The organism is Pseudomonas sp. GW821-FHT04C07, assembly GCF_059420325.1.
In genome coordinates, this window is record NZ_JBWKTM010000002.1 from 78109 (window position 1) to 103035 (window position 24927).

At 55.8% G+C, this 24927-nt stretch carries 31 protein-coding genes; 14 read left to right on the top strand and 17 right to left on the bottom strand.

Annotated features, from left to right (window positions below):
- Positions 1-2 precede the first annotated feature (2 nt).
- The 3 genes from AC07UI_RS03940 to AC07UI_RS03950 are packed head-to-tail and all read left to right on the top strand — an operon-like array spanning position 3 to position 2947.
- A complete protein-coding gene (locus tag AC07UI_RS03940) occupies positions 3-293 on the top strand; it encodes a hypothetical protein (protein WP_494991244.1) in 291 nt (96 codons plus the stop codon).
- Entirely contained in the window at positions 286-1161 is an 876-nt protein-coding gene (locus AC07UI_RS03945; protein WP_494991245.1) for a toprim domain-containing protein, read from the top strand. Before AC07UI_RS03940 ends, AC07UI_RS03945 begins: the two co-directional genes overlap by 8 nt.
- The gene (locus AC07UI_RS03950) at positions 1154-2947 is read left to right on the top strand and encodes a DUF927 domain-containing protein (protein ID WP_494991246.1); all 1794 of its coding nucleotides are present in this window, start codon (positions 1154-1156) and stop codon (positions 2945-2947) included. The genes AC07UI_RS03945 and AC07UI_RS03950 overlap by 8 nt, the downstream gene beginning before the upstream one ends.
- A gap of 95 nt (positions 2948-3042) precedes the next feature.
- Here the strand turns inward: AC07UI_RS03950 and AC07UI_RS03955 are convergent, their stop codons facing one another.
- Positions 3043-3435: a hypothetical protein gene (locus tag AC07UI_RS03955; protein ID WP_494991247.1), complete on the bottom strand. Its 393-nt coding sequence runs from the start codon at positions 3433-3435 to the stop codon at positions 3043-3045.
- 56 nt (positions 3436-3491) lie between these two features.
- Here AC07UI_RS03955 and AC07UI_RS03960 point away from each other — a divergent pair, with 56 nt between their 5' ends.
- Entirely contained in the window at positions 3492-3983 is a 492-nt protein-coding gene (locus AC07UI_RS03960; RefSeq protein ID WP_494991248.1) for a hypothetical protein, read from the top strand.
- Positions 3983-4141 (top strand): hypothetical protein, encoded by a 159-nt coding sequence (locus AC07UI_RS03965; RefSeq protein WP_494991249.1) that lies wholly within the window; start codon positions 3983-3985, stop codon positions 4139-4141. Before AC07UI_RS03960 ends, AC07UI_RS03965 begins: the two co-directional genes overlap by 1 nt.
- A gap of 306 nt (positions 4142-4447) precedes the next feature.
- On the opposite strand, the gene AC07UI_RS03970 is transcribed toward AC07UI_RS03965, so the two are convergent.
- The 5 genes from AC07UI_RS03970 to AC07UI_RS03990 form a co-directional block, all read right to left on the bottom strand.
- Complete coding sequence (locus AC07UI_RS03970; protein ID WP_494991250.1) at positions 4448-5188, bottom strand: GIY-YIG nuclease family protein; 741 nt, start codon at positions 5186-5188, stop codon at positions 4448-4450.
- Positions 5189-5194: 6 nt separating this feature from the next.
- Positions 5195-5455: a hypothetical protein gene (locus AC07UI_RS03975; protein WP_494991251.1), complete on the bottom strand. Its 261-nt coding sequence runs from the start codon at positions 5453-5455 to the stop codon at positions 5195-5197.
- Positions 5456-5587: 132 nt separating this feature from the next.
- Positions 5588-5809 carry a hypothetical protein gene (locus AC07UI_RS03980; protein ID WP_494991252.1) on the bottom strand — a complete coding sequence of 74 codons (222 nt, stop codon included), beginning with the start codon at positions 5807-5809 and terminating at the stop codon, positions 5588-5590.
- A gap of 302 nt (positions 5810-6111) precedes the next feature.
- A complete protein-coding gene (locus AC07UI_RS03985) occupies positions 6112-9912 on the bottom strand; it encodes an SIR2 family protein (RefSeq protein WP_494991253.1) in 3801 nt (1266 codons plus the stop codon).
- A 243-nt stretch (positions 9913-10155) separates the two neighbouring features.
- On the bottom strand, positions 10156-10824 hold the full coding sequence (locus AC07UI_RS03990; RefSeq protein WP_494991254.1) for an NUDIX hydrolase: 669 nt from the start codon (positions 10822-10824) through the stop codon (positions 10156-10158).
- Positions 10825-11169: 345 nt separating this feature from the next.
- Between AC07UI_RS03990 and AC07UI_RS03995 the strand changes: the two genes are divergently transcribed.
- Entirely contained in the window at positions 11170-12081 is a 912-nt protein-coding gene (locus AC07UI_RS03995) for a hypothetical protein (RefSeq protein WP_494991255.1), read from the top strand.
- 540 nt (positions 12082-12621) lie between these two features.
- On the opposite strand, the gene AC07UI_RS04000 is transcribed toward AC07UI_RS03995, so the two are convergent.
- The 3 genes from AC07UI_RS04000 to AC07UI_RS04010 form a co-directional block, all read right to left on the bottom strand.
- A complete protein-coding gene (locus tag AC07UI_RS04000) occupies positions 12622-13140 on the bottom strand; it encodes a GNAT family N-acetyltransferase (protein WP_494991256.1) in 519 nt (172 codons plus the stop codon).
- Positions 13098-13403 carry a type II toxin-antitoxin system TacA family antitoxin gene (locus AC07UI_RS04005; protein ID WP_494991257.1) on the bottom strand — a complete coding sequence of 102 codons (306 nt, stop codon included), beginning with the start codon at positions 13401-13403 and terminating at the stop codon, positions 13098-13100. Before AC07UI_RS04005 ends, AC07UI_RS04000 begins: the two co-directional genes overlap by 43 nt.
- Positions 13404-13814: 411 nt before the next feature.
- A complete protein-coding gene (locus AC07UI_RS04010) occupies positions 13815-13946 on the bottom strand; it encodes a hypothetical protein (RefSeq protein WP_494991258.1) in 132 nt (43 codons plus the stop codon).
- 356 nt (positions 13947-14302) lie between these two features.
- Between AC07UI_RS04010 and AC07UI_RS04015 the strand changes: the two genes are divergently transcribed.
- Positions 14303-14530 (top strand): hypothetical protein, encoded by a 228-nt coding sequence (locus AC07UI_RS04015; protein WP_494991259.1) that lies wholly within the window; start codon positions 14303-14305, stop codon positions 14528-14530.
- 34 nt (positions 14531-14564) lie between these two features.
- Here the strand turns inward: AC07UI_RS04015 and AC07UI_RS04020 are convergent, their stop codons facing one another.
- From AC07UI_RS04020 to AC07UI_RS04030, 3 genes are all read right to left on the bottom strand, one after another.
- Positions 14565-14780: a hypothetical protein gene (locus AC07UI_RS04020; RefSeq protein WP_494991260.1), complete on the bottom strand. Its 216-nt coding sequence runs from the start codon at positions 14778-14780 to the stop codon at positions 14565-14567.
- A 307-nt stretch (positions 14781-15087) separates the two neighbouring features.
- Complete coding sequence (locus tag AC07UI_RS04025; RefSeq protein WP_494991261.1) at positions 15088-15366, bottom strand: DUF2790 domain-containing protein; 279 nt, start codon at positions 15364-15366, stop codon at positions 15088-15090.
- A gap of 297 nt (positions 15367-15663) precedes the next feature.
- A complete protein-coding gene (locus tag AC07UI_RS04030) occupies positions 15664-15870 on the bottom strand; it encodes a hypothetical protein (protein ID WP_494991262.1) in 207 nt (68 codons plus the stop codon).
- Between the two features lie 254 nt (positions 15871-16124).
- Here AC07UI_RS04030 and AC07UI_RS04035 point away from each other — a divergent pair, with 254 nt between their 5' ends.
- Positions 16125-16331, top strand: coding sequence for a hypothetical protein (locus AC07UI_RS04035; RefSeq protein WP_494991263.1), 207 nt, complete (start codon positions 16125-16127; stop codon positions 16329-16331).
- Positions 16332-16362: 31 nt separating this feature from the next.
- Here the strand turns inward: AC07UI_RS04035 and AC07UI_RS04040 are convergent, their stop codons facing one another.
- On the bottom strand, positions 16363-16545 hold the full coding sequence (locus AC07UI_RS04040) for a hypothetical protein (RefSeq protein WP_494991264.1): 183 nt from the start codon (positions 16543-16545) through the stop codon (positions 16363-16365).
- Between the two features lie 201 nt (positions 16546-16746).
- Between AC07UI_RS04040 and AC07UI_RS04045 the strand changes: the two genes are divergently transcribed.
- Together AC07UI_RS04045 and AC07UI_RS04050 are read left to right on the top strand one after the other, a co-directional pair.
- Entirely contained in the window at positions 16747-17280 is a 534-nt protein-coding gene (locus tag AC07UI_RS04045; RefSeq protein WP_494991265.1) for an NADPH-dependent FMN reductase, read from the top strand.
- 969 nt (positions 17281-18249) lie between these two features.
- On the top strand, positions 18250-18849 hold the full coding sequence (locus tag AC07UI_RS04050) for a trypsin-like peptidase domain-containing protein (protein ID WP_494991716.1): 600 nt from the start codon (positions 18250-18252) through the stop codon (positions 18847-18849).
- Between the two features lie 547 nt (positions 18850-19396).
- On the opposite strand, the gene AC07UI_RS04055 is transcribed toward AC07UI_RS04050, so the two are convergent.
- A complete protein-coding gene (locus AC07UI_RS04055; RefSeq protein ID WP_494991738.1) occupies positions 19397-19666 on the bottom strand; it encodes a hypothetical protein in 270 nt (89 codons plus the stop codon).
- Between AC07UI_RS04055 and AC07UI_RS04060 the strand changes: the two genes are divergently transcribed.
- A complete protein-coding gene (locus AC07UI_RS04060; protein ID WP_494991266.1) occupies positions 19569-19904 on the top strand; it encodes a hypothetical protein in 336 nt (111 codons plus the stop codon). The two genes, AC07UI_RS04055 and AC07UI_RS04060, sit on opposite strands and share 98 nt — an antisense overlap.
- A 674-nt stretch (positions 19905-20578) precedes the next feature.
- Here the strand turns inward: AC07UI_RS04060 and AC07UI_RS04065 are convergent.
- Positions 20579-20794: a hypothetical protein gene (locus tag AC07UI_RS04065; protein WP_494991267.1), complete on the bottom strand. Its 216-nt coding sequence runs from the start codon at positions 20792-20794 to the stop codon at positions 20579-20581.
- Positions 20795-21023: 229 nt separating this feature from the next.
- A complete protein-coding gene (locus AC07UI_RS04070; protein WP_494991268.1) occupies positions 21024-21704 on the bottom strand; it encodes an SOS response-associated peptidase family protein in 681 nt (226 codons plus the stop codon).
- A gap of 668 nt (positions 21705-22372) precedes the next feature.
- On the opposite strand from AC07UI_RS04070, the gene AC07UI_RS04075 reads away from it, so the two are divergent.
- Positions 22373-22567 carry a hypothetical protein gene (locus AC07UI_RS04075; protein ID WP_494991269.1) on the top strand — a complete coding sequence of 65 codons (195 nt, stop codon included), beginning with the start codon at positions 22373-22375 and terminating at the stop codon, positions 22565-22567.
- A gap of 116 nt (positions 22568-22683) precedes the next feature.
- A complete protein-coding gene (locus AC07UI_RS04080) occupies positions 22684-23019 on the top strand; it encodes a hypothetical protein (protein WP_494991270.1) in 336 nt (111 codons plus the stop codon).
- 70 nt (positions 23020-23089) lie between these two features.
- Here AC07UI_RS04080 and AC07UI_RS04085 read toward each other — a convergent pair whose 3' ends face one another.
- Positions 23090-23632: a DinB family protein gene (locus AC07UI_RS04085; protein ID WP_494991271.1), complete on the bottom strand. Its 543-nt coding sequence runs from the start codon at positions 23630-23632 to the stop codon at positions 23090-23092.
- 235 nt (positions 23633-23867) lie between these two features.
- Between AC07UI_RS04085 and AC07UI_RS04090 the strand changes: the two genes are divergently transcribed.
- On the top strand, positions 23868-24584 hold the full coding sequence (locus AC07UI_RS04090) for a metallophosphoesterase (protein WP_494991272.1): 717 nt from the start codon (positions 23868-23870) through the stop codon (positions 24582-24584).
- The last annotated feature ends 343 nt before the right edge of the window (positions 24585-24927 follow it).

Sequence of the window (24927 nt, forward strand, 5' to 3'; positions counted from 1 at the left end):
CCATGAAAATTCAAAACAGTGCGCAAGCGCTGACGGGATCGGCTTGCCCGAAGAAAGCCACCGAGCTGTTTTATGTGACCCACCCGAAAGCGCCCAAAGCGCTGCTGGGGCCGTTCCTGACCGAGGCTGACGCCGAGTGTGGGCGCATCGTCATGCGTAGTGCCGATGCCGTGGTCACGTCCGCTCTGGTCGATCACCTGGACGACTTCACCCGCTCGCACGCCGTGAATAACGGCCAGGTCTGTCGGGCCTTTGCTGGCGCTGATCACCAAGGAAGCGTCCGCCATGACTGACGCCACGATCCTTTTCCATGACGCGCTCCAGTCGGTCTATGGCCCGCTCGACCGACTGCCGGTGCCCGATGGTGCCATTCACCGTTTCCGTGTGCCCGGCGACAAGCCCGGTTCGCTCAATGGCTGGTACGTGCTGTACCTGGACGGCATTACCTCTGGGGCGTTCGGCAGCTGGAAGGCTGGCGGCACTCACACCTGGACCAGTCGTGAACCTGCCGACTACCGCGAAGCAGAGCAGGTGCGCCAACGCATCGAGCAGGCCCGCCAGCAGCGCGAAGCCGCGCAACAGCGGCGCCAGCAGAACACCGCCAAGTTGGCCAACCACTGGTGGAGGGATGCACGCCGCGCCGATCCGGATCACCCGTACTTGTTGGCCAAGGGGGTAGGCCCTCACGCCCTGCGCCAGCGTGGTGACGAACTGCTGGTGCCACTGTACACCGATGGCCAGTTGGTCAACCTGCAACGCATTGCCCAGGACGGCAGCAAGCGCTTTCTGTTCGGCGGTCGCATCAAGGGCTGCTATTCGCCATTGGGTGAGGTCGCCCCCGACCGTCCGCTGTGTATCTGCGAAGGCTGGGCCACGGGCGCCACGCTTCGCCAGGACGGTAGCTACACCGTCGCCGCCGCGATGAATGCCGGGAACCTCAAGCCGGTGGCGCTGGCGCTGCGTGCCCGCTATCCGGGTCTGGAACTCATCCTTGCTGGCGACGACGACCGGCATACCGAGGGCAATCCGGGGCGCACCGCTGCCAATGCGGCGGCAGTCGCTGCCGGTGGTCAAGTGGCTTTCCCCGACTGGCCCGCCGACGCGCCCACAGCTCTCTCCGACTTCAACGACCTCGCCAACTGGAAACGCTCCCATGAATAACCCTGACGCCAACGTCATCAACCTGCGCCCAGACGTTGCGACCATTAAGCCGGATCGCCCGTGCTGGGCCGTGTATGAACACTGGGTAACGAACGAGAAGGGCCACAAACTGCGTCCGGGGGTGTACCGGCATGGCTTCAAGCGTAGCGTCCTCGATCAAGATGCCGACGAGGACAGCAACACCGCCCGTCCCACCGTTGACGAGTGGATCGCCAGCCCTGTGACGGTGATTGCCCGCACCACCAACAGCGACGACGACAGCGAAGGCCGCTTACTGCGCCTGGTAACCGAGCGCGGGGTCAGGGAGTGGATTATCCCCATGGAGGTGTTCGGCGGCAGTGGCGAGGATGCCAGGCGCCAGCTGTTCGGCATGGGCGTCATCATCGCGCCCAAGAAACGTGGCGCGTTCGTGGAGTACTTGTTGGAGCAGCGCCCCACCGAGGTGTTCGCCACCACTTGCCGACCGGGCTGGCATGAGTCGGGCGCCTTTGTACTGCCTGGGCGCACGCTTGGCAGCCACAAGGTGCGCTATCAGGCCAGCGGCAAGGGACAGAACCTGTTCAGTCTGCGCGGCGACCTGGAGGGCTGGAAAACCGAAGTCGCGACCAAGTGTGAAGGCAACCCGGTGCTGACCCTCGCTATCGGTTGTGCACTAGCTGGCCCGTTGCTGAGCCTGGTGGGCGTATTGGGTGGCGGTGTTCATCTGGTGGGTGACAGCTCCAGCGGCAAGTCACTGGCACAACTGATCGGCTCCTCCGTGTGGGGCGACCCTAGCATCTTTGCCGCGTCCTGGGACATGACCAAGGGCGGTTTGGAGATTGAAGCCTCGGGCCGCAATGACACTCTGCTGCCCTTGGACGAGATCAAGCGCGCCGACCCCAAGCGCGTACAGGAAATGGCCTACTCGCTCGCCAACGGCCAGGGCAAGGGCACCATGACCCGCGAGCGTGAAGGTCGGCCCAAGCTGAGCTGGCGCCTGCTGACGCTCTCCAGCGGCGAGCGGTCATTGTCCGAACACGCGGCCATCGGTGGCAATGCGGCCCACGCTGGCGCTGAGCTGCGCATGGTGGATGTGAACGCCGGTACTCGCACCCACCGGGCCTTCGATGAGTTGCACGGCCTGGACGGCGCCAACTTCCACCGTGAGCTGACTGTTGCTGTCAGTGCCCACCATGGGCATATCGGGCCAGCATTCGTGGAAAAGCTGCTCGCCAGTAACGACCGCCCCGGCCTGCGGGAAGACTTCGCCGGTATCCGTGCCCAGTTCACCGAGGACAACGCCCAAGCCGGACGGGTAGCGGATCGCTTCGCAGTCATTGCACAGGCGGGGGAAATGGCTATCACCTATGGCCTGTTGCCCTGGTCACAAGGCAGCGCCCTGGCCGACTGCCAGTTGCTCTATGGCGAGTGGTTGAACCGGGTAGGCAGCGGCAATGCCGAAGACCGCCAGATCCTCGCAGGCATCGCCGACTTCATCGCCAAGCACGGCAGCAGCCGCTTTTCCAACGTGAACGCATCAGAAGATGATACCAAGGTGTTCAACCGGGCCGGGTACTGGGAGTTATCAATGGGTAAGCGCCTGTACCTGTTCAACAAGCCGGCACTGATCGAGGCCGCGCACGGCCATGGCCTGCCCCGCGTGGTCAAGGCGCTGGAGGGGGCAAACGCCCTCGCAGACCACAACAACGAGCGCAAGATGAAAAACTACCGCCTGCCTGGTGGCGGGCAAGAACGTCTGTATGTGATTGACCCCGAAGCCCTTGACGGCGAAAGGGGCCGCGTATGACCGCCACTACCACCAAACACTAATGCCCGAGTTCACAGGAACCTAGAATCACTGGCAACAGTGGCAACAGTGGCAACGTCCTTGTGCGCCGTGGCTTAGAGCCGTTGCCACCCTATAAAAAAAGTGGCAACAACTGGCAACACACACATCAGTTTCAATATAAGAGAGCCTGTCGAACATTGCTTTTGGTTATCACTGTTGCTGGTAAAGAACCGGTGGCAACAAAATCCCGGCATCGGCAACGCCTGGAAGCCACGGTTTAAGGGGCTGTTGCCATTGTTGCCACGGTTGCCGGTGTTTTTGAATTCACAGGAGCATGTGTTTGTTAAAGGTTCGAGCAGGTTGAATTGCCCGGCAGTTGCTTTTGATTTACTCCTAGTGCGGCGAACAGTTGCCTCGCTGGAGAGGACGGCGGTGAGCAGGTTATTCTGAACAAGCCTGCTTCGAAAAATGACCACCCCAATTCGCAGCCCGCAGAGCGACGGCATGGCCGAGAGATTCGTGAAATGCATACATCGGAGATAAGAATTGTGGGTACGCAAGCATGACTGACCGCAAAGAGTATTTGACCGAGTGCCCGGCGTCCTTCGTTGAGCAGATGGCGCCGAACTACCTGGGCAACCCGAACGTGGTTGCCGAGATTCTCAATGAGTTCGTGACCGAGATTTACGGGTGGGTGGGGCAGCGCTCGAGCGGTGCCATGACCGCGGATGAGATGACCGAGCTGGCCTATGCGCGCAGTCGCAAGTTTGCCGCAATCTTCTCCGGCGAGAATCCGGACTATGCCGGGATTATCGGCTGGAACACGCGCTCTGGTGGCGGCCTGGGCGCCTACCTGATGGCGGACCTTGGCCACTACTGGCAAAACAATCGGGACGCCTTTGGCAATGACCCGTATCGGGTTTGTTACGGCTGGCTACTATGGGCGACGGTCGACGCGATGAAAATCGACGACGAGGATCTTACCGCGCTGAAGATGGGCGATCGCCTTAAAAGCGTAATTCGCCTGCTGACCGGCACTACAAAGAGAGTCTGATGGATACGCGCGCGTTTTTTCTGCTGAAGTCCGAGGTCAAGGGCCACGTCCGCACGGATGTATCCGTGACAGGTGACAAGCTGTGGTGGTTCCTGGGCGTGCATGAGTGGAAGGTGCTCCCGGCAGAGAACGACCCAGGCTGTGTGAAAACGTTTTAGAGCAGGTTTGACAGTCAGGACTGGAACGAAAATCTCGTTCCTACGCAAATTTCCGGTCTGGTTGATTAACCAAACGCTGGTAGATTTTACGTAGCAACGCACACTTCAAAACGGCGCATGCGTTTTCACACAGCCTGGACCCATTGCGGTCGTTCACGAGCGGTGGGCGCAAAGGCAGACCATCAGTACTGGTTCGAGAGCAACTCTTGCACCGGGATCAAAGTGCTGATCGAGCATGTGACCGACCGCGACAGCTATTTTAAGCTGATCCCTCGCCAGTCCAGAGGCAAAGCATTGGAGAACGACCTAGGGCTTTGATCTGGCGATTTCAGCGGCCCGAGATTGAGCCCGACTAATGGGGATCAGATTCTCCTGTTCCAGCAACTCCCTAACCTTCCGACGGAGATCTCGCTGACGATCCTCCTCAAATGTTTTGAAGATCGCCAACGCCTTATCAACCTCAGGGTTATTTTTGGGCTCAGCCGGCTCCTGGAGAAGCTTCGTACCAAAGATTCTGTTGATCATGAACGCCACGAACGACACACCATTTCCAACGACATAAAGCAGCCCCATCAAGAGTTTATTTTCGATGTCTTGACGGATCTTTCGTTTACGCGCCTGCGCCTCGATGGGGTACTTGCGCATGATGATCGCCAGCTGGACATTAAACCGGGTCGTGTCGGACTGCTCCTCGGTATAGTATTGATCCAGCCTCAAGATGTCCTCGTAATACAGCTCCGTCTGCCCGTTGCCGCACAGAGGCATGTCCTTTTCCGCACTGTATTCGCGAAAAGCCCGACTCCCCGAAAAATGTGAGTGAAGGGTCGACTCGATGGCGAAGGCGTTGTCGTGATAGGCGAAGTACAGCACTTCATCGATGTAGTCATCGTCCCCGGTGCCTTGAAACGCAAGGCGTGCCTCAACCGAAGGAAGCGAGGTAAAACCAAGCTTGTAGAAAATTCCTAGCGGCGTCTTAAGCCGAATGTAGTAGAGATTGCCGTTCTTTTGCGCGGGCGGAAGTGGACGATAACCTACACGTCTGATCATCGAAAGTTACCGCCGCTTAAGTTGGCTAGACAATGAAAAATCGAGCGCCTGCGGATCTGAGCGCGAATCCGGATGACGAGGTTTGGCCAAAATGGCCTTACACATGTGACCGTCACGTTCAGGTGGGTTGATCGAGATCATGAAGTCAGTCGCGGCGGGGGCTTTAATGCTGGCAGCCCTTAAAACTTCCATCTTCACCTTGATGGGATGTTTGGCCACTAGCGCTTTCATCCACGCCGTCTGTTCGATGGTGTTTTCGTCGTGCATGGGTGTCCTTCCTCTATCCACATTAGCGAAATTGTCTGTTTTCAGGATCTGTTGTCGAGATCTTGCCGGGGAGGCGAATCCAGGCTCATGTCCTCGAGCCCAAAACATTGCTCCAAGTTTCGAGCGGCTCGATCACGAATGATGTCCATGCTCCGCCCACAACACAAGTGTGGATGCCTGATCGCCAACCACATCGGGTGCGACGATCGAAAGACACCCAGCTTGGGTGGTCTGATTAATGAGTGTTTCATAGGTTTGGAAAACCCTCTGCCAGTCCATGTGGGCCGTCGTTGACCGTGGCAGTCTCAGCGCAGCGGCGGCGGCCTTGAGCCTTTCGCCTTCAATGGTTTTCACTCACCATCGCCTTAAGCGATGGCATCAGGAAGGTGTGTTGCCCGGACGGTTACGGTGCTCCATCAATCGACTTGGGAGCTGCGAAATTGCACTCCACTTGACTACCCGTTTGCATTCGACCTGACCAGTCATTTGCATTCGTTCTGACCACCGATTGCATCGGATTTGACCAGTACGCTTTGTAACCATGATCGGCAGAGAACGGCCAATTTCTGTCTGTCGAGACAGGCTGCAATCAACCCTTTCGCAGTCACTCTCGCTCGAACGCTTACGTTTACGTTGGGGTGTCCGTTTATGTCACGCTAACGCCGCTGTTCTCGACGTCTCAGTTCCGCCAATCTCGGATCGTTCTGGGTCTCGGCTTTCTCAGCAAGCTGGCTGAAGAGTTTCTCAACACCATAGGGCCATTCGACCGGATCCTCGACCAAGATGACCCAGAGCAAATTTAGGAGCGCCTGTGGATGTCGTCTGGCAATGGTATTACTCGACTCGGTGGCGAGAGACGGGCTAATTCGCAATGATGCACCATTGGTTGGAACCAGCTTTGGAAGAATAGCCTCCACGATTTCGGGAAACCGGTCAGGTATAGCCAACGCGAGATCAGCAAGACGCGCCGAGACCAATGCCGTACGGACGTCACGCTGGCGTGGCCAAACCTGGGTAAGAAAGGGCATTAGGCGATCACCCCATCGGCTTCCAGCTTCGAGAGTCCAGTGCTCGAGATGCCAGAGCATCTGCGTGCGCAGATCATCCTCGGCATGTATAAGAATCTCGCGCAATTCTACATCGGAGATTAGGCGTTCGGAGTCTACTGCGCCCTCATCATCGCCCCAGCCGGCCAGCAGCATGCCCGCTAGATTATTTGCATCGTTCCGGCGTTGATCCGTCTGGCGCGCGAGTGCAATAAATCCAGGTTTCAGCCGCAGATAAAGGGTGCGCTGTGGTTTTCGAGCGCGCCAGAAATATCCTGCCCAGAACGCCCTGCTGTCGTCTCCCGCGCCGCCGGCGAGTGACAGAAGCTGGGCTTGAGTCCAATTAGGATCGGTCTGGAATAGCCAATTGAGGTGCGGCGAGATCATCACGATGGCGTGCGGCCGATGGTCGCCGGGCAGGTTCAGCAACTGGTTAAGTCGGCGTAGCCAAGTGTCCGGTAGGCCTGCGCAAGACTCAAATGTCGTCTTCGCAGGATCTTTAAGCAACGCGTCCACCATGCGGCTAACAGGACTGTTCAAACCCTCATCGACCCACGCCCGATCAGGTCGTGGATACCGCTTTACCTTGGGAACTGCCATTAGCGCCGCGATCGTTGCGTCCCAGACCAAGTCGAAAATAACTGGAAACTCAATAAATAGTCGCTCCCCCTGTTCGCTCAGCCATGCCGAGACCGGATGGACTATCTCCGCCAGATTACTAGCCGAGAGACGTGCAAGGCGACGCCCTATGGTGGACAGCAATCGGGAGGACATCGCTATGTTGCTCACCGAAGAAAGGAGTGCACTCCACGCCCATGGCACGAATATATCTTTCCGCGCAGCATCGGTCAGAACGCTAAGCGCGCGTATTGGTCGATCTGCGGCGAAGCCGGAAAAAGGCTGTCGCTGAACGTGGGAAGCGAAATTGTACTGACCAAGGGCCAGCGCCTCTTCAAGGACTTCACCAATAGGTAACCGCTCAAGCGGTGCGGCATTCGTGTCGGTCTCAATACTGTAAACTCTTGAGACACTTGGCTGAGCCGTATGCGCGCTGGAATCCTCCGTCCAGTCAGGTGCTAGAGCACGCAGCTTCGCAACGTCAGCGTCCAAATCGAAGGAAAAAGTGACTCCCTGAGTCGAGAGCCAATGGAGCCGGCAGAGCCGGCAATAAGCGACAAGCTCGTCGCTATCTTCGCGCTGCGCCGTCCATGCAATTTGACCCTCGCGAATGCGTGTCTCAATTTCAGCGATCATTGATGAAGGTATTTCGGACCATCGATCGCGCAGGGAAAACAGCAAATCCCGTTCCTGCTTCGATGTCCAAAATGCATCGTCATTGAGATCCAGAAATATCTGGCCAGCTTCCTCGGGTGTCGTCAGGTCGTTGCGTCCAGCGGCCCAAATACGCAAACGGGTAAAGAGCGGATCGTTTATTCCGGACCACTGAACGGCTTCTTTACGCGCAGCTGTGCGGTCCTCTACTGTCAGTCGCGCCACCATTTTAGTAAAAATAGCGAGGTGGCCAGTCAGTCCGTGGCTATCCTCATCCAGAGCATAGCCGTCATCGGGCCGCGTGGTGTCGAAATAGAGATCATCATGACGGTTGACCTCGCGTTCGATTTGGACAGCGTATTCAAGCTTCTGACGGAAAAGCGCGGTGGCATAACCCAGCATGTCTGGCGGAATTTCAAGCGTCTGATGCGGTCTCGGATATTCCACATCAATGCGCAAGATGTCCTTGAGCGATAGCTCCGGATGCGCTTCCGGTGCCATAACACCAACTGGTTCGACAGTGAGGATCGGCTGATACAGCGCAATAGCTTCTCGGATGAATGAGGGGGACCAGCCCTCAAGCTTCGTTTTGGCTTCGATATCATATCGACAGGAGTCTGGATCAAACGCTTTCTGCTGCCAGGACGCCAGCAGGATACGCCAACCATCGCGTACAGCCGACGCATAAAGAGCCGCGTTGTGGCGTAGTGACCATTCGATGCGTTGCTGAATAAGCGGATGGAGCCGTGCTTGCTTAGCCGCCCACCACAGGGCGGCCGGTTGATGCGAAACTCTAACGAGCCATATGCCGAGGTGCCAAAGGCGAGGTGGTAGATTTGCCGCAACATCTGCGCGAACTCCGCATAGTTGCGCGATGCCCTCAGATAAGAGATCTGCACGGTCGATTGGTAGTAATGCAATGCCGTCCCAGGCATTTTGTTGCACTGCGCGCTTCGTAAAAATGTGATCTGGATCAACTGGAACAGGAGGCGTATCGCTGTCTAGACCGAATGCCTCGAACGGGTCGAAGCGAGAGCTTGTCTGGTCATAACGATCTACCTTATCGACTGGTGCGTACCGGGCATTACGATCAAAGACGCACAGCCAGTGAGCGGGTAGCGGATCATTAGCTGAAGACAGCAGCCGGGCACCGGTTGCGGTCGAAGCAAGATGCGCAATCATGCCGCGCTGATATGGTGCCATCAGGACTGGTCCGTTTGACGCGCTAGTAATTAGCCGATCGTGCCAGCCATCAACATCACGAGCGCGCTCTGCCCAAGCCGACAGCGTCTTCCACAGCGCAGCATGTCCATTTGCGCTGTCATAGGCGATGGGTTCAACTCCTTTATGCGCCCACTGAGCCATCGCCTGCGTCGCATCTCCCGATTGGAATGCGTAAAGCTTATGGCCAGGTCTTTCAAATCGATTGAGCGCTTCCAGTAGATACTGGACCGGTGGATCGTCGGCCGAATAACCGACGAATACGATCCGAAAACGTCGCAAAAGCGCCTGTATGTAGCGAGTCGCCCAGCCATCCGAGAGGTAGGCATGGCCAAAATCGGCGCTTGAGAGCACAAATTCGTCGTCGCAAGCGCGACGATAATCGGCATCAACACGGCCATGAAGATGAATAATTCCGCGAAAGTCGATGTCGCGGCGCGGATCTGGCAGTTGAGGTGGATTGGACGAGACGATCCCCGGCTCACACTCCTCGAATAGCAGATCGAAGTTAGTAGTAACGAGCCGTGCCACTCCAGCCCGCGTCCGCGACAGATCTAGCATGGTGCGATGTGCACCGAGGCTGTAGTCGAACTCTGGTTTGAGCGCGATGGCCACCGCCTCTCGTACTTCGGTAGGTTCGAACTCTCGTTCCAGCATTCCAAAGATTCGATCAGTAGCGACCAGCCCGGTTAGGCCCGTTCCTTTCTCAAACTCCCTGCCGGCATCGAACAACCGGCGCGCTGGACTGTCGAGCGCTGATCCGAGCAGCCCCAGCACCTTTTCGGCTAAGACCGCAAAGTTCGGCAGATGTGCTTCAGCTTGTGAGACGCCTGCGCCACAGAAAAACAGCACCTCGCCAGCGTCGCGCGCACTTAGGAGTTCATCGGGTAGCGACGGGCCGTCAGGAATGAAACGCATGGGTTAACTCGCGTGCTCGGTACGGCCTACAGAGGGGCCTGTGGAATTTTAGTTGGAGCTGGGCGGCCCCTTCGAATTGACAAGTCAGTCAGCATATCAGGCGAGCTTCGCTGAAAGACGATCGTTTTTGGCCGATTTTCGTCTGTAGCGTAAGGTCTATATAGGGTCGATTGCGGTCCTTCCTGATAGGAAGATAACGCCGTCTTGCTGACATTGCCGATAAGCCCGACATCAGCTTGAGCGTTAAGGTGCTGAAAGTCCGGCGCCGCCCCTCTGGCCCAAGCGTTCCCTCAGCGCTTCGATTACGGGCTTGTCTGCCGTACCGTTCAGCAGTCTCGGTAGGGCATCCAATGGCACCAGGCCGACAGCCTGACTTTCCCAGCCCATGGCGGCCGGTGATCCACCGAGGCGCTCGCCGATGTAGAGGCGGCAAACGCTGGTCGTGCGAGTGAAGTCACCCAGCAGATCGGTGATCCGCACCTGTAGACCCGACTCCTCCATAGCCTCGCAGATCGCCGTCGCTTGCAGCGTCATGCCCTTGGTGACAGTTCCTTTTGGAAAGGTCCAGTTGTAGCCACCGAAGCCGTTGGTGGGTGCAACGATCCATACCCTGCCATCACCTTCCAGTACAATAACGCCGGCACTGACTTTCAAGCCGGGCGTTTGCTTGAGTGGTGGCGCTTCTTGGTCGAGAAGCTGGCTTGTAATCGCGTTCCAGCCTTCAGCCGTTGTCGGGTGCTCTGTCCAAGGTGAGACCGGGATGCCGTTGATGATACTTGGCAAATCTCCGCCGGGAATTGCCGTAGCAATAGTGGCGGCATCCTGCCAAGTCTTGGCAGTTGAGGGTGTGCTCGGATGCTTGATTAGAACCGGTTTCCCGTGTTCGTCCTGATGTGGGTGGTAGATGGACATGCCTGACTCCTTTTTGTCATGGCGAAGATTGTGGATTGTCTGTATCAGAGTGGCGCCAACGCGGATGATGGAGCCGAGGGTGACAAGGGGGGTGACAAAGATGACGTGTCACCCCCCTTGTTGTCACGGGAACCACAAAAAAAGACGACGCTTTGTCACCTTATGGCTCTCAGGCTCTCAGCGCAGTATCTGCCGAGCAATGCATGACTTCCAGTGTGTGGGTTACTTACCAGCCACGCTTAGCTTGGGCAACTTATGACCGCGCCCCATGGAGTCGCACCAATGACCGGGACAATCAGATCGGCACGCATGACTGCGCCGAACAATGAAACAGGGGGTGTCAGTATGGAAAGATTGAAACCGGGGGTTTCAGATAGTCAGCGGCGGCGTGTCCTCGATCTGCGCCGCCAACACTCATTCCGTGAAGTGGCAAAAATCACCGGGATACCGCTTGGGACTGTAAAGACCATTGTTAGTCGTTCGGGGGCATTCCGTGACAACGAGGCCCACCGTACCCTGTTCACATTGCCACCGATCACGGCCAGGGCTGAAACGCTCCCCAGCGTGCCCGAACTGCCGCCACAGCAGAGCGTGACCGGAGACAAGGAAGTGGACGCCGTGTTGTGGCTGCGCTCGATCATCAACACCGGCCAGGCCGCATTGATCGAGCGGGCCATGGAAGCGGCCAAGAAGATCAAGACGCCGCTCGACGTGCTGGAGAAGCGCTATCGCAACCACCTGACGGCCACCAACCCCGGCAACCTATTCGCCGCCCTGTCATCGTTTGGCTTCGCTGACCTGGAGTCGCTGTCAGTTCGGGCCATCGAGCAGCACCGGCTACGACTGGAGGGCGTGTCCCGCTTTGGTGACGCCCTGCTGGCCGACACCGAGGCCGAGGCGTTTTGCATCGAGGCGCTGCGCGGGCTGGAGATCCCCAAGGGGAAGGTGTTTCTCGACAAGAAGGAAACAGCCGCCCGATTCAACGCCCGCCCCGAGCTGATGCCGCAAACGCTGACCGACTGCCTGTACGAGCTGGGCTACTGGCGTCAGCTTTACTGGTTACGTCATGCGGTTGAGCGTGATTGCGCTGACCCGGCGCCAGAAGCGTCAGCGCGGGACGACTTCGTATTCGATATACTGGCTGATATACGCCCACGACATAAGGACGAGGCCAGGGCCGTGCTGCGCTATCTGACTACCAATGATCTAGGCGACACGAAAGGCGCAAACCGCATCATAGAAAACCTGGTCAGGTGAGCGCCAGACACCAAGGGGGGCATCCAGATGCCCGAGGGGGTACTTTCCGGTTTAGGTATACGTTTAGGTATACGAATTGGATTTAAAAAGTATTTAGTTCAATAAATACGTGGCCTGCGGGTGCTATGTTCGATTCCGGCTTCGGCACCATCTAAATCAAGGGTTTGCGAGCGAAAGCTAAGCAAACCCTTGTTCGTTTCTGGTCCGCAATTTTAGAGTTGGTCCGCAATTCACTTGGTTGGCGAGACTTTTTTTACCCTTTCGGTTGCGGATGTATTGTTCGGTCATTACGACGGTCGTATGCCCAAGTTGATCCCTCTCCATGTGCCTGCGGGCGTGATGTGTGTGACTACCTCACACTGACGCATCAACACACAAACGGCGCCCAACTGAATGCAGTCATGTACATGCACCGCTGACCGCAGTTCACTAGCGAGCGAAAAGCAGTACCCGATTACGGGAGCCGCAAAATCGCAGGAGGGAAGAGCGGGACTTAACCGGCCGCAGCTAGATGCGGCCAGTTTGCTGTCCGACGGTCAATCAGGTGAAGGGAAGCATCATCGTGATTGGAGACAGTTGTGGGCAGCGGTTGAACCCTGCTTTCTCGTAAAACGTCACCAGCCTGTCAGTCAGCGGGTGGACTACGAGAGCGGTCGACGCGACGTCACTGGACGCGGCAATCGAACGAATAATGGCGTCTTTGAGTAGATCCAGCGACAGTCCGGTACCTTGGACCGTCTTGCACACCCCCATGCGCCCCAGGACAGTTACCGGATGCTGGTCGGGTGAGTTGCGTTGCGCCCGCTTGGGCACCACGTCTGCCCGCATAACCATGCTGTTCGACAGTGTGTAATAGCCGACGACGGTATTGGTGCCCTTAATGCAGGTGACAAAAACTGTGGCGTGTTTGGCGTCCCGGGCTTTGAGAGCCCTTTTTATCAGATACTCGTTGATCGATTCCTCACCACAATCGAAGGCGCTCAGATCGTGGATTGCAGTCAGTTTCTCCGGAGCGCTTAGCTCCAGCGAGGCGGTCTTTCGAGCAGTTGGCGTAGACATTCGTTACTCCTTGCGGGGTTCGACTGTAAGGCTTGCTCGAATGCGTCAAAGTCATCGTTAGCAAGGATGAACAGGCGTTGATCCAGGATGACGTCCTCTGCTTTTTTACACGCAGCATCCAGGATAAAGCTGGTCCGATCGCTTCCTGAAATGGCTACGGCCACATCGATCAAGTCTCGTTTTCTAAAATCGACCCGCATGTTGATCGGAACGGCCTTGGTCTTTTCTGTTGCAGGTTTCGCAGGCAAATGAGTACTGGTCATGGTCTTGGTCCTATTCTTTCTTCACTTTCTGGGGGGGACCTCCTTAGATTCATCTCTTCGTGGGTAAGCAGGTTTGGCTGTTCATTGATTGATCCCTCAGGTACGCGACAGTGCCGCTTAAAGGTGCCACTAGAAGTGTGGCGCGGGCTGCATAACAACCCGTGGGCAAATCATAGTTGGCCTGTGTAGCAGTTGTCTACACGTAACGCAGATAGCTACACAGAATCGGTCGAGCGGTCGTCAGCCGATTTCGGTTCGAGAAATGACATCAGGTAGCTGCAACGGACTGGAGGCTAGTGGGAAATTGTTTAGGAGGTCATAACGCCACCGACCGCCTCGCACCGTTTCATGCGTGAAGATGCGCTTGCCGCTGTAGTCGTCGATGAACCAGACCTTGCCGAGCTGATCGACTTACATGCTGGCGTAGCGATTGCTGGCCTGGCTGTAGAAGAAGCGGTGGCCGTGGTCGGCAATGATCCGGATCGCCTGGTTGAGGTGTTCGGCGCGCTGCTGCTTCAGAGTGAGTTTTTTTTCTGTGGGCATGAGGATGTGTCTCGGTGGTCATAGGAAAAGTTGGCTAAGCTCATGGCGGTCAAATTCTCAGGGGTAACAGCCATGACGAGAAAGCTCATCTGCCAGAAATGCAAACAAGATACGTCCGTAGAGCTTTGCTTTGACGAGGATATCGACGGCCAGGTCTTCAATTGCGAGCACTGTGGCGGGAGGCATGTTGAGGTTGAGACCAGCAAGCTGCCGGGATCCCCTGTCTTGAGCAGGTTCCGATTAGATGAAGATGAGTAATCGTGCCATCGACCAGGCATCAGCTCTCAGGCTGGCGTGATGTGAGTTTGTGGGCTATTGGTTGATGGCCCGGCATGAGGCCGGATCAAGGAGGTGGTATGTCAGAGTTATTGCCGATGTTCACCACTGATTATCGCGACCATCAGTTCGTGATTGATTTCTATCGACGCCAAAACGGAATCACAACGAAGCTACAAGTGTTACAGGGCCAAACTGCTCTTGCGCCAGTGACTTATGACAATCTCTGGTCAAATTACGAAGATGCCAAGGTGTTCGCAATCAAGGAGGCCAGGCGTCTGATTGACGACCTGATCAAAAACGCATGAACTGACAGCATTCAGCGCAATAGGTGAGGGTGGATCAGGCTTCGCAGAACGCTGTGAAATTCAGTTCACCGTCGATATCCAGTGTATCCATCACACCGAGCCCTTCCTGCAACGCCACGATGCGAACCTTCAACCCGCGAAACTCGCCGATCTTGTAGTCGAAGCCCTGGCAATCTTGCTCAACCATCTGCAGGTGAGCGTCGGCCAGCACTTGCGCCAAGCCATCCTTGACCTCAACGATCTTTTTCATAGTGAATCTTCAGTAGGCGCCGCCCTCCGTGACCGGATGCGACAAGTAAGGGGGGTGTTCTTTGATGGGCTTGAGCGCTTCTTGGCGCGCGGTATCTTCGAGCTGACGCGACAGTTTTTGGCTAATCGTGATTCTGCGTCGTGATACGGCAAAGAGCGGGGCGCAAGCCTCAGGCCTTGTCCCGGGCATTGGCTGGACCAACTCGGGCTGTGCGCGGCGGTGGACGAGTTTCTGCGACAGGAGCGAGTCGGGGGTACTTGCCTGCACCGAGGAGGCGTGTGGCCTGTACCCCTATCGACAGGGCTGATCAGGTAATGCTGGTGTTGCTCGCTGCACTCCCGCCCCATTCGAGGAAACGGATCTTGTGCACCTCGCCCTCGCTGTCCTCGTAGACCAGGGTCACCGGTACTACGCCTGTCTTCTGGGACGTGTCGGTGCGCTGCAATACCTTCTGCACATCGATTTCCATCCCGTAGTGGTAGTCCACGGCGGAGATGCTCGCACCGGGGTCTTGCTGGCCGTTCTGGGCGAATACACTTGGCGCGAGACTGGAAATCACCGCACTGACAACTGAGGCCATTTGCATAAGGCTGTTCCTCTGCTGGGGTTCGCTTACATGGACTTCATGTGACCGTCGATGAGGATGAAGTTCACTCCACCCCGACGAACGCCCCCTGTCTGGCTTTGCCAGAGCCGCGTGTAAAGGCTGGCTATTCCTCGTGCTAGACGCTCTCGACCATTCGTCCTTTAAACCCTGCTTCTGTCTCGGCGGCACGTACTGGCATCGGATGAAAACCTGGCTCTGCCGCACGCTGAACTGTGAGTACTGCATGGCATGCGACAAGCCGGCGACTAACCCAATCGATACTGAGATCAAGCGCAGTCAGAGCAAGTAACCAGTTGCTTGTCCGAGGTGGTTGTCCTGCACTCCGGCGATGAGGTGCAGTGGAATGTGCTGTTGCGCATCAATGGATGGGATTTCGAAGCTACCTACTATTTGAAGGTTTCGCTCACTCAGCCCGGTCGACTCTTCTTCCTTTGCCTTAGCCATTCTCGCGTGGTTCGCTGCGATTTCATTGAGGGTTGACACGTTACATCTCCGGTGACTGACCAAGCGTATCGCTGGGGTCCTTAAAGGTTAATTTTGATTGCCGCCGCGTCAGAATTACGTCGTTCCGGGGCCGCTACGGGCGTACTTAGCAATCCTTAAGCCAGGCATGGTCGCGTATACCGCGCCACGTTTTCATAAGCGACGAATGGTGGTGCGGAGTCATTCATGGGCAACGTACTGCGCATCCGCCACGTACTGCCGGTGAGCATGGATATCGTCGAAACGCTGGCCAGATGCCGTCAGCACGCTGCGCAAGTGCTGACGACCTTGAGTCGGGTGAGCTTGAGCCGTGTTCGGTCGGCGTGCTGGCATTGCGTTCAGAGAGGGGGCGTATCGAGGTGTACGGCGTTGGCCCGAAGACCGAGGACATGCAATCGCTTGCCCTGTTCCGATTGGGCGAGCAGAAGCTGATTGATGTGATGCTGTCGGTAGACCAATAGGTGTGCCGCAGATGAGTGCGGTACGGGTAGATCAGGGGGCTGTGTACTCGAGATACAGTTTTTCGAGCGCCTCCTGGTACTTGTCTCCCGTTAAAGACTTTTTCAGAGCTGCCACGAGTTCGAGTGCTGAGGCCGCAGCCATGACCTCGTTTTCTCCCCGGCTTGCAGCGCGCTGTCTTGCTGCCGCAATTATCGCATCTTCAGTCGTGCGCATGGTTCTGTCCTCGAAAGATGAAGCATCACTGATGCCGACAATCCACCACTAACTTTAGCCCCGAGAAATGCCATGACAGCCAGGCAACCCGACTGGAGGCAATCGAACGCGCCTACCGATCGGCAATGCTGTCACGCTTAAGATGGCTTTGGCTCGTGTATGCGACAATTCACCAGCCCACTAAGTCATGGAACGTTATACATGGTGCAATTGCTTGCGGTCTCTGGAAGCCTCCGTGCAGCCTCTACAAACTCCGCGCTACTGCGTGCTGCTGAGATGCTTAGCCCTGAAGGGATGTCGATCAAGCACTACCTGGAGGTGGGTCAATTACCTCACTTCGATCCGGATCTGGCGGACGATCCTCCGCAGATCGTCGCAGAGCTGCGCGGGATTATTGCCAGGGCAGACGGCATTCTCATTTCGTGCCCTGAGTACGCTCGCGGAATACCGGGGTCGTTCAAAAATGCACTGGATTGGCTCGTAGCCAGCCAGGACTTTCCCGGTAAGCCGGTAGCACTTTTCAACGCATCACCTCGAGCGAGTCACGCCCAGGCGGCGCTTAGGTTGGTACTGGAAACAATGTCCGCGATTATTGTCGAGCCTGCCTCGATAACAGTAAATCTGCTGGCGAAAGGAATGGATGAGTCGGACATCGCTGCGAGCTCGGAGATCAGTCAGCAAATCGTCTCGGCCTTGGGCGCGTTCAAAAATCAAATTGAGGGCGGTCTTTCTTAGTACTAGTCCTGTCTGAAATCGAAAAACGGTGAACGGATATGAGATTAATCGACCGGCCTTGGCCTCTTCAATGAGGGCGACGGCTACCCGATTAGCTTCGCTCCAGGCCCTGATGTCGCTGACTGGCTCTTCATCAGAATCATCGATCACCGATGATGGGCTGGTACTGGCAGATAACCTGCTGTGTGACTTCGAATGTCGTTCGAGCGACGCTGAATAAAACGTTCTACGAAAACACCCCATGAACGAGGCAAGCCCATGGCCCTGCCCGAATTCATCGAGGCGATAGACTGCTGATAGCTGAACGCTTATCGATGGCCCGCCAAGTGCGGGCTTTTTTGGTTCTTCACGGAATTCCGGGAAACACAGAAACAAGAACACCGATTTGATTGATGATGTTTGGTCGGCAGGACCCCGGAGGAGGGGGCGGCTGGTTATGGAACACTTCCGTAATAGTGGTTGAGCACTTCGGTAGTAGTAATGGAGAACTTCCATAATGGTTTTTGATCACTTTCATGATGGTCGTGAAATGCGTTCATGATAGTTATGAAGTCTGTCGATTTACAGAGTTCAAACCCCCAAACAATGGAACCGAAAAGCCCAGAATAATCAGTGCTTTAGCGTGCAAGTATGGCGAAGTCGATGTCCGTCGTTATTTATCAGGGAGCCCATAGAGGCTACTCTTTTTACTTCAAGTTTCTGCCATTTTTCAGGCGCCAAATATTTGTTCATCTGGATGGATCGTAAAGCGATTGGCCTTAGCACGATTCATTCATACGCGCCATTAAAACTCAGCCATAAATTACAAAGCGCTTAACTAGGACAAGCAGTAAGGAGAACTAGGGTTCGACAAAAGACAAAAAATTGACAACAAAAAACAGTCACATTCTCCCTGTAAGTTGGTGATACATAATGATCAAGATCATTGCCTGCTTTTTAATAGGAGTTGTAACTGCAGGATGCAACGGTATGGTAGAGCCCGACTTTTCGGGGCCTACTAACAATTCATACTTTTTAGTCTTTTCAGGCTTTCCTTTTCCGTATCTATACATGGCTTCTGCCGTGCAATGGAACGAGGACTACGCCGTCACCACTCGCCACACCCCGTTCATCTCCAACGTGAAATACAGCTGCAGCACAGGCTGCGACCTTGTCTTCATTCAGCACAAGGCCAACGGCCGCTACCCATCATGGCGCGCACCGCGTGTGGGCGAATCCATAACTGCCGTGGGGGCAAGCCCGTACCTGGCGACCGCCACCGGGAAAGGCAAGGTGTATCAAACGCCTTTCTCCAATACCGCTGAACACAGCGGTGATCTCTATGCCATCCATGATGCCCCGCTGATCCAGGGGATGTCAGGCGGGCCAGTTATCGCCAGTGACGGCAGTGTTGTCGGCATCAATGTCGGTTTCTACTCCACCACGCTGAACAATGTGAGCGTGCAGCTGGACGTAAAGAGCGCTGAGAGGATCAGCGTCTTTATTCCTTACTCGATCATTCAGCGCGAGTGGGGGCTGTTGCAGGCAAAGCTTGACGATCCGCACGGCACGAAATATGCCGCGAAGTAGCTTTAGCCATTGCCCGGTTTGTTGGAGGGACCTTCATCCCTTTGCGCATCCTGATGTACTGCTCGGTCATGCCAATCGTGGTATGCCCGAGCTGGTCGCGCGCCCCCTGATGCTCCCGGTTGACGCTTCTCTGTCGGTAGCCGCCTTGGCTTGAAGATCGCGCATATCAAATAGTGCTTTTTCAATTCCGGCAGACCTCCGCGTGCGGATTCCACACCATCTGCACCAGGCGGCTTCAAGCCGCCTGCTCGACCTTCGCCGTCGGCCACTCAGTAAACCCAACCTTTGGTGCCTTTGTTTTCGGGTTACTGGCGATTTGTACAGGCGCAAGGGGGCGGCCTGTTGCATGGCTGGACACACCTGATATCCAGAGATGTTCAGACTTCTGTCGCTATACAGACGATCACGACATTAAATATTGCCAGGGCCGTGCCGATAACTCCGTATCTATGTATCAACGGAGTGACGAAGCATGGAAGTCAGCAATACCCAAAGCGGGTACCAGAAGCCCAAAAACCTGGCCAGTCTGGGTAGTCGATTGCAGTCTCTATCCATCTTGCATGCTCAACATCACGACGCCGTTCCTGAATATTTTTGACTGGATATTCATTTTCTTCGGCTCACGGAAACGACTTGGCGACGTGCTCGCATCGACGATCGTGGTCCGATCCAGATAAAGACGATTACCACTGTTCCCATATTCAGGACGAGGAATAACCATGAGGGTTTTGATCGGGGTGTTGGCAGGAATGGTGCTGACCGGGTGCTCGTTGCCCGCATCCTTGGTGCCGGGTGAGCCAAGTGTCAGTGAGGTCACGACCAAGGTACCAAAAGACTATGCCATGTGCGTTCTGCCTGCTTGGCAGCATGAGGTCCCTAAAACCACTCAATCCGGGATTACGAATGGATACCGGATCACCGCGCCAAGCGTTGTAACGGCCGATGAGATTCTTGATATCGTGAAGTGGAAGAACGGGAGTCGGGTATCGCTCTACCAAGGCCCGCCATGGGCCAAGTCAGGCGCTCTGAACAAGTCACTGCGTGACTGTTTGTAGCGGCGCCTCTGTATACAGGTCGTCCTGTACGGTTACAAAAAAAGCTCAGTCTGGTGCTGCAATGCTGCTCAGTTAAGGCGACGACGCGATCCGTAGCAGCTGGCGAAGCCTGCGTTCGGCTGCGCAGCAGTCGCAAATCATGCAACCACGGTCAACCTGTAACACCACAGTGCCTGATTTTACGACCGCTACGCAGCCGAACGCAGCCTTCGGCAGCTGCTACGGGGAATGTGCGGAGCCAGAAATTCCTTAACTGAACAGCATTGCAGTCTGGTGCCGGGCTTTGTCGTTTCGGGGTTTTGTACAGGACAAAAAAGAGCCTCAAAGCTCTTTGATGGGGAGGAAGTAGAGCCATTGAGGCTCAAGATGCGCATGAAGCGAGTGGCGAGCTTGGTAGGCGTTCAGGTCACTCACCACCCACGCAGTTGCAGGAGCATTTAAGCAACTGCGTAAATATATCGTAGGAAGGTGGGATTTCACGCTCAAGTACCACTAGTCGAATGTGCCGGGATTGGTGCCAGCACCGGCGAGCCTCCCTTTGAGAGACTACGACTGGTTACAGGCGTCTTGTCGCTACCGACACATGAAACAGATCCATGTCGGCTGTAGATAGGGAGGGGCCAAAGCGTATGCAGAAGCCTTTGCCTCCGCATACGTCTTTGTATCTCACTACTTCACATCCGAATGTCGAGCGATGTCGCCATCTGCGACGGCTGATAAGGCCCGGTCGAGTAGTACTCGCGAAGCTGGGCTTCAAGGCTGCGAAGGATCTCCATATCAAGCCGAAGGCCGGTCTCTCCGGGGCGATTCTGAATCAACCCTTGGGCGTATCCACCAGCGATGAGCGCATTAAGCGTGTCCCGAGCGTACTCGGCAGATTTATCAGTCATGTCCGGCCTCCGGGGCCTTTTCGTGTGGAAATAAAAAGCTACCACGGAAGCGCTGGACACCTATAGCGCCTGAATCGCAGGCACAAAAAAGCTGATGGAGACGATCGGCTATTTCGCGAAACCAGAGAGGCCCAATCATGCATGGCCCGACTGCCGCACGCCCGGTAGCGACGCCTGCTTGAACTGCCGAGTGCAGTTGGATAAGCCATCTTTTGACCGCTCAGAGAAATCAAGACACCCGCTTGATCAGTTTTGCCCCCTGGTTTCTCACATTGCCCACAGCCATGTCGACCTTGAACCATTCGAAGGTATCAGGTGGCTCGCCTTGCTTGAGGAGCATCTGTTCGGCACGTTCCTTTGGGGTTGAATGGTTGAGCCATTCCCGGGCCAGCTCCGGTGTCAGAACGACCGGCCGCCGGTCTTGGGTATCGACCAATCCTCCGACGCTTTCTGCAGTGATGATCACGAAGCCATCGTCTTCCCTCGGTTCACGGCCGCCGGCGGGGTACTGCCCGATGGCCGCACAGAGTATCGGTGCGCGGTCACGGCGCCGGATGAGGTAGGGCTGTTTCTTCGAGCCACCTTCATAGATCCACTCGAACCAGTTGTCGATTGGGGCAATGGCACGGTGTGGCCAGATCGCCCGGAAGAAATGGCCGTGCGCGACCTTTTCGACCCTGGCATTAATCGGTGGCGGCTTGTCGATTGCCCAGTGCGGGCGCCATCCCCAGCGAACAAGGTCGGCATGCAGTGCTTCGCCTTCCAGATGCAGAAGTACAACCTGGGTAGTGGGCGCGACGTTGTACCGTTCGATTGGCTGGTCGCCCACAGTGTTGACCAGCGCATTGGGCATGCTCAGCGCGGCAACGAAGTCGTGGATGCCCCGATATTGTGAAAGCCTTCCGCACATGGCAAGTCCTCCAGCCTATCTTTTAGCTTAGCTGCAGTGAGCGCATGCCTGTGACTCATTGGACCTGCCGTCTGCAGTGAAACCAATAGAGCGGAAGATCAATTATTGCAGCGGGCTTGCACTACCTTGCAGGTATTCGGAGTTCCACCTGATCGACCTGCATAGCGTCTGCAATTGTCCATTGAAGAGGTGCGTACCTGCTGCAGATTGGAACCCCATGCCAGGCCCCCCTCTCCAACAGTGGGCATTGCTTTTGCGTAGCAGCTGGAGCCCCCGGTTGGAGTTGTAGCGAGCCCCTCAGTCTGTTTATGTGCACATCCTGCAATAAACGAAAGGCAGATAGAAAAAATTGATATAAAAACCAAGGACTTGTTTTTTGGTGATGATTTTTTGTTCATTCCATTTCCCCCTGTTAATGAGGTTTCTGGCCGGCATTCATGCCAATTGAAAGGTCGAGCCTCGACAGCAAGGCACTGCACCTTCTTTGGTCGTACCAAAACTATTTTAGTAGGAGGTGCAGGTCCTTGGGCTCGCAGGCTATGGACTGGGGGATCAAGGTCTGAAAGGCAAAACGATGCTGGGCAGACGGTTACAGATTTTCGGTATGGAATCCTGGAGATTACTGGAGTAAAAAATACCTTACCCACCTCAATCCGGGGGATGCGCAAATGGTCATTACTGTCAAAGAACGCGATGAGCATCACATGTCTCATGACTCAAGTAGAGAGGGGGTCAGAATGTGGGATGTATATCAAGGAGATGTTCTTGTAGGCGTCTATCACAGTGAAGCAGATGCATTGAAGTACAAGGCTTTGCTGGAGAGCGGTCGATTGGATAGCCTCAAGGCAGCTCCGAAACACTAAGTTCGACGTGATGAGCAAGCCCGGCCCCGCGCTGGGCTTTGTCGTTCCTGCAGCGGGTTTTCTCAAGTGCGCGGAAGCAGTGATACAGTCCGCCACTTTCAGAACGAGGAAGCACTATGCGGATTTTGATTGGGGCGCTGGCGATGGTGATGTTGGCCGGGTGTTCGTTGCCCGCATCCTTGGTGCCGGGCGAGCCAAATGTCAGTGAGTTCACGACCAAGGCACCGAAAGACTACGCCATGTGCGTGTTGCCTGCCTGGCAGCACGAGGTCCCTAAAACCACTCAGTCCGACATTACGAATGGATACCGGATCACGGCGCCAAGCGTTGTAACGGCCGATGAGATTCTCGATATCGTGAAGTCGAAGAACGGGAGTCGGGTATCGCTCTACCAAGGCCCGCCATGGGCCAAGTCAAACGCTCTGAAGAAGTCACTGCGTGACTGTTTGTAGTGGTGTTTGTGTTTGCGGGTCGCCCTTTGCATTGACACGACAAAGACCGGTCCAGCGCCGGGCTTTGTCGTTACGCATCGGGCTCAGATGGGATGAGGGCGACCAGATCCGTATCACCTGCGTCGACACCCGCTTGTGAAAGCAGGGTCGTAACCTGGCCTCGGTGATGGGTCTGATGATTGAAGAAATGCATGACCAGGCTGTAAAAGCCCTTGTCTGCCGCAACCCCTTTCATGCTTGAGTAATGAAGGGTGTGATCTAAATCGGGCTCTGTAATCGAGCGAGCCCATTGGATTATTACTCGATCGAGCCACGCTCGATGCTTTGAGAGTTCCCGGATATTTGCGAACAGTAACTGGTCGAGGTTTTTCGGGTCAGGAAGCTGCCGTACCGGTTCCAGTGCCAAGTAGTTCACTGGGTGCCTGGCAAATCGCTTTAGCCAGATCGTGTCTGCGGCCGTCACGTGGTTCAGCGTTCCGAGAATAGAACCAAAGAATGCTTTCCTGTCGGCTGAGAGTTCTTCATCGGACAGGCGTCTGGCCGCCGCATAGATCTTGGCGTTCATCCACTCGTTATAGGTTGCCATAAGGCAGACATGGCTGGTGCGGCTCACTGTTATCCTCCTGGAAGGCGCGGCGATCATTGGACGTTCACCTGGTCCGGTGACAGCGCTTCGATGCGCTGTTTTTTGCTGGTTGCCAATCATATAGCGGGACGCTTGCCAGAGGGGGCGCACTCGAACCACATTAAGCGTTGGGAAGTCCCGGCAGTTGACTACCTGCAATCGTTGCTCCAGTCGCAAATGATCTGGCTGGAAAAAGGTCTACTGGAGGAGTAGGGGTGGCGATATGAGCAAGATCAAGCGTTTTGAAATCAACACCACGGGTCGCGACTTTGCCGTTGGCGACATTCACGGTCACTTCACCAGGTTACAGGCCGCTGTGGATGCCGCTGGCTTCGATCCTGCCGTGGACCGGCTGTTCAGCGTTGGTGATCTGGTCGACCGCGGGCCTGAATCGCTCGAAGTGGATGATTGGCTACTGCGCAAACCGTGGTTTCATGCCATTCGCGGCAATCATGAGCAGATGGCGATCGAATCGTACGAAGCCGGTAAGGGCAGCAGTCAGTGCGCCCTTCACTACATCAATGGTGGCGCATGGTTTTACGCCCTTTCCGGCGTCGAGCAAGGCTGTTACGCAAGCATTTTCAGCGATTTGCCGCTACTGATCGAGGTCGAGACTGCTGCCGGGCTGGTGGGGCTGGTTCACGCTGATTGCCCGTGCAGTAGCTGGTCAGAACTGGTTAATGCGATCGAGCTTGGCAATAGCGAGGCAGATCACTTGAGCGCAATCTGCCAATGGTCGCGCCATCGCCTTCAGTATGAGGACCGGTCAGTGGTTGCAGGCGTTCGCGCGGTTGTTGCCGGGCATACCCCGTTGCGCCAGGTGGCAGTGCTCGGAAACGTTTATCACATAGATACCGCCGGCTGGCTGGATGGCCACTTCACGCTGCTCAACCTGGCAACGCTCGAATGCATGCCACCGATCAACCCAACACTTCATTGAATTTGGGAGGCATGGACCGTACTCCGGGGCTCTCCACCAGCAAAAAGCTCGTCATCATTTTGTAACAGTCCGGTCGCTATAATCAGGCAACACAACGCGTGCTCTTTTTTTTTGCTGCCATTTAAGGCAGCTTTTTTTTGCCTGCCGATTTTGGCGGCAGCCTGTCAGACCTACCCATTGAGCTACGACATTTACGAGAGCGGTTGCTGCCCAAGTCAGCCCAACCTGTTCAAGCGTGCACGTCTTCGATTTCTGGCCGACGTCGCAACTGCCCCCGCTGAAACAGGCTATTTGAGGATTTAGGATCCAATCGCTAAAGTCATTGATAAATCAGCCGATAGTT

Coding starts and splice junctions, on each gene's coding strand:
- AC07UI_RS04025 (WP_494991261.1), bottom strand. CDS start 15,366: ATGCAAATGGCCTCAGTTGTCAGTGCGGTGATTTCCAGTCTCGCGCCA.
- AC07UI_RS04060 (WP_494991266.1), top strand. CDS start 19,569: ATGAGGGTTTTGATCGGGGTGTTGGCAGGAATGGTGCTGACCGGGTGC.
- AC07UI_RS04010 (WP_494991258.1), bottom strand. CDS start 13,946: ATGCCCACAGAAAAAAAACTCACTCTGAAGCAGCAGCGCGCCGAACAC.
- AC07UI_RS03995 (WP_494991255.1), top strand. CDS start 11,170: ATGGAAAGATTGAAACCGGGGGTTTCAGATAGTCAGCGGCGGCGTGTC.
- AC07UI_RS04045 (WP_494991265.1), top strand. CDS start 16,747: ATGGTGCAATTGCTTGCGGTCTCTGGAAGCCTCCGTGCAGCCTCTACA.
- AC07UI_RS03970 (WP_494991250.1), bottom strand. CDS start 5,188: ATGATCAGACGTGTAGGTTATCGTCCACTTCCGCCCGCGCAAAAGAAC.
- AC07UI_RS04090 (WP_494991272.1), top strand. CDS start 23,868: ATGAGCAAGATCAAGCGTTTTGAAATCAACACCACGGGTCGCGACTTT.
- AC07UI_RS04000 (WP_494991256.1), bottom strand. CDS start 13,140: ATGTCTACGCCAACTGCTCGAAAGACCGCCTCGCTGGAGCTAAGCGCT.
- AC07UI_RS03950 (WP_494991246.1), top strand. CDS start 1,154: ATGAATAACCCTGACGCCAACGTCATCAACCTGCGCCCAGACGTTGCG.
- AC07UI_RS04020 (WP_494991260.1), bottom strand. CDS start 14,780: ATGAAAAAGATCGTTGAGGTCAAGGATGGCTTGGCGCAAGTGCTGGCC.
- AC07UI_RS04065 (WP_494991267.1), bottom strand. CDS start 20,794: ATGACTGATAAATCTGCCGAGTACGCTCGGGACACGCTTAATGCGCTC.
- AC07UI_RS03990 (WP_494991254.1), bottom strand. CDS start 10,824: ATGTCCATCTACCACCCACATCAGGACGAACACGGGAAACCGGTTCTA.
- AC07UI_RS04070 (WP_494991268.1), bottom strand. CDS start 21,704: ATGTGCGGAAGGCTTTCACAATATCGGGGCATCCACGACTTCGTTGCC.
- AC07UI_RS04080 (WP_494991270.1), top strand. CDS start 22,684: ATGCGGATTTTGATTGGGGCGCTGGCGATGGTGATGTTGGCCGGGTGT.
- AC07UI_RS03960 (WP_494991248.1), top strand. CDS start 3,492: ATGACTGACCGCAAAGAGTATTTGACCGAGTGCCCGGCGTCCTTCGTT.
- AC07UI_RS03985 (WP_494991253.1), bottom strand. CDS start 9,912: ATGCGTTTCATTCCTGACGGCCCGTCGCTACCCGATGAACTCCTAAGT.
- AC07UI_RS04015 (WP_494991259.1), top strand. CDS start 14,303: ATGTCAGAGTTATTGCCGATGTTCACCACTGATTATCGCGACCATCAG.
- AC07UI_RS03955 (WP_494991247.1), bottom strand. CDS start 3,435: ATGCCGTCGCTCTGCGGGCTGCGAATTGGGGTGGTCATTTTTCGAAGC.
- AC07UI_RS03975 (WP_494991251.1), bottom strand. CDS start 5,455: ATGCACGACGAAAACACCATCGAACAGACGGCGTGGATGAAAGCGCTA.
- AC07UI_RS03965 (WP_494991249.1), top strand. CDS start 3,983: ATGGATACGCGCGCGTTTTTTCTGCTGAAGTCCGAGGTCAAGGGCCAC.
- AC07UI_RS04075 (WP_494991269.1), top strand. CDS start 22,373: ATGGTCATTACTGTCAAAGAACGCGATGAGCATCACATGTCTCATGAC.
- AC07UI_RS04050 (WP_494991716.1), top strand. CDS start 18,250: ATGGTAGAGCCCGACTTTTCGGGGCCTACTAACAATTCATACTTTTTA.
- AC07UI_RS04005 (WP_494991257.1), bottom strand. CDS start 13,403: ATGACCAGTACTCATTTGCCTGCGAAACCTGCAACAGAAAAGACCAAG.
- AC07UI_RS03940 (WP_494991244.1), top strand. CDS start 3: ATGAAAATTCAAAACAGTGCGCAAGCGCTGACGGGATCGGCTTGCCCG.
- AC07UI_RS03945 (WP_494991245.1), top strand. CDS start 286: ATGACTGACGCCACGATCCTTTTCCATGACGCGCTCCAGTCGGTCTAT.
- AC07UI_RS04040 (WP_494991264.1), bottom strand. CDS start 16,545: ATGCGCACGACTGAAGATGCGATAATTGCGGCAGCAAGACAGCGCGCT.
- AC07UI_RS04035 (WP_494991263.1), top strand. CDS start 16,125: ATGCCGTCAGCACGCTGCGCAAGTGCTGACGACCTTGAGTCGGGTGAG.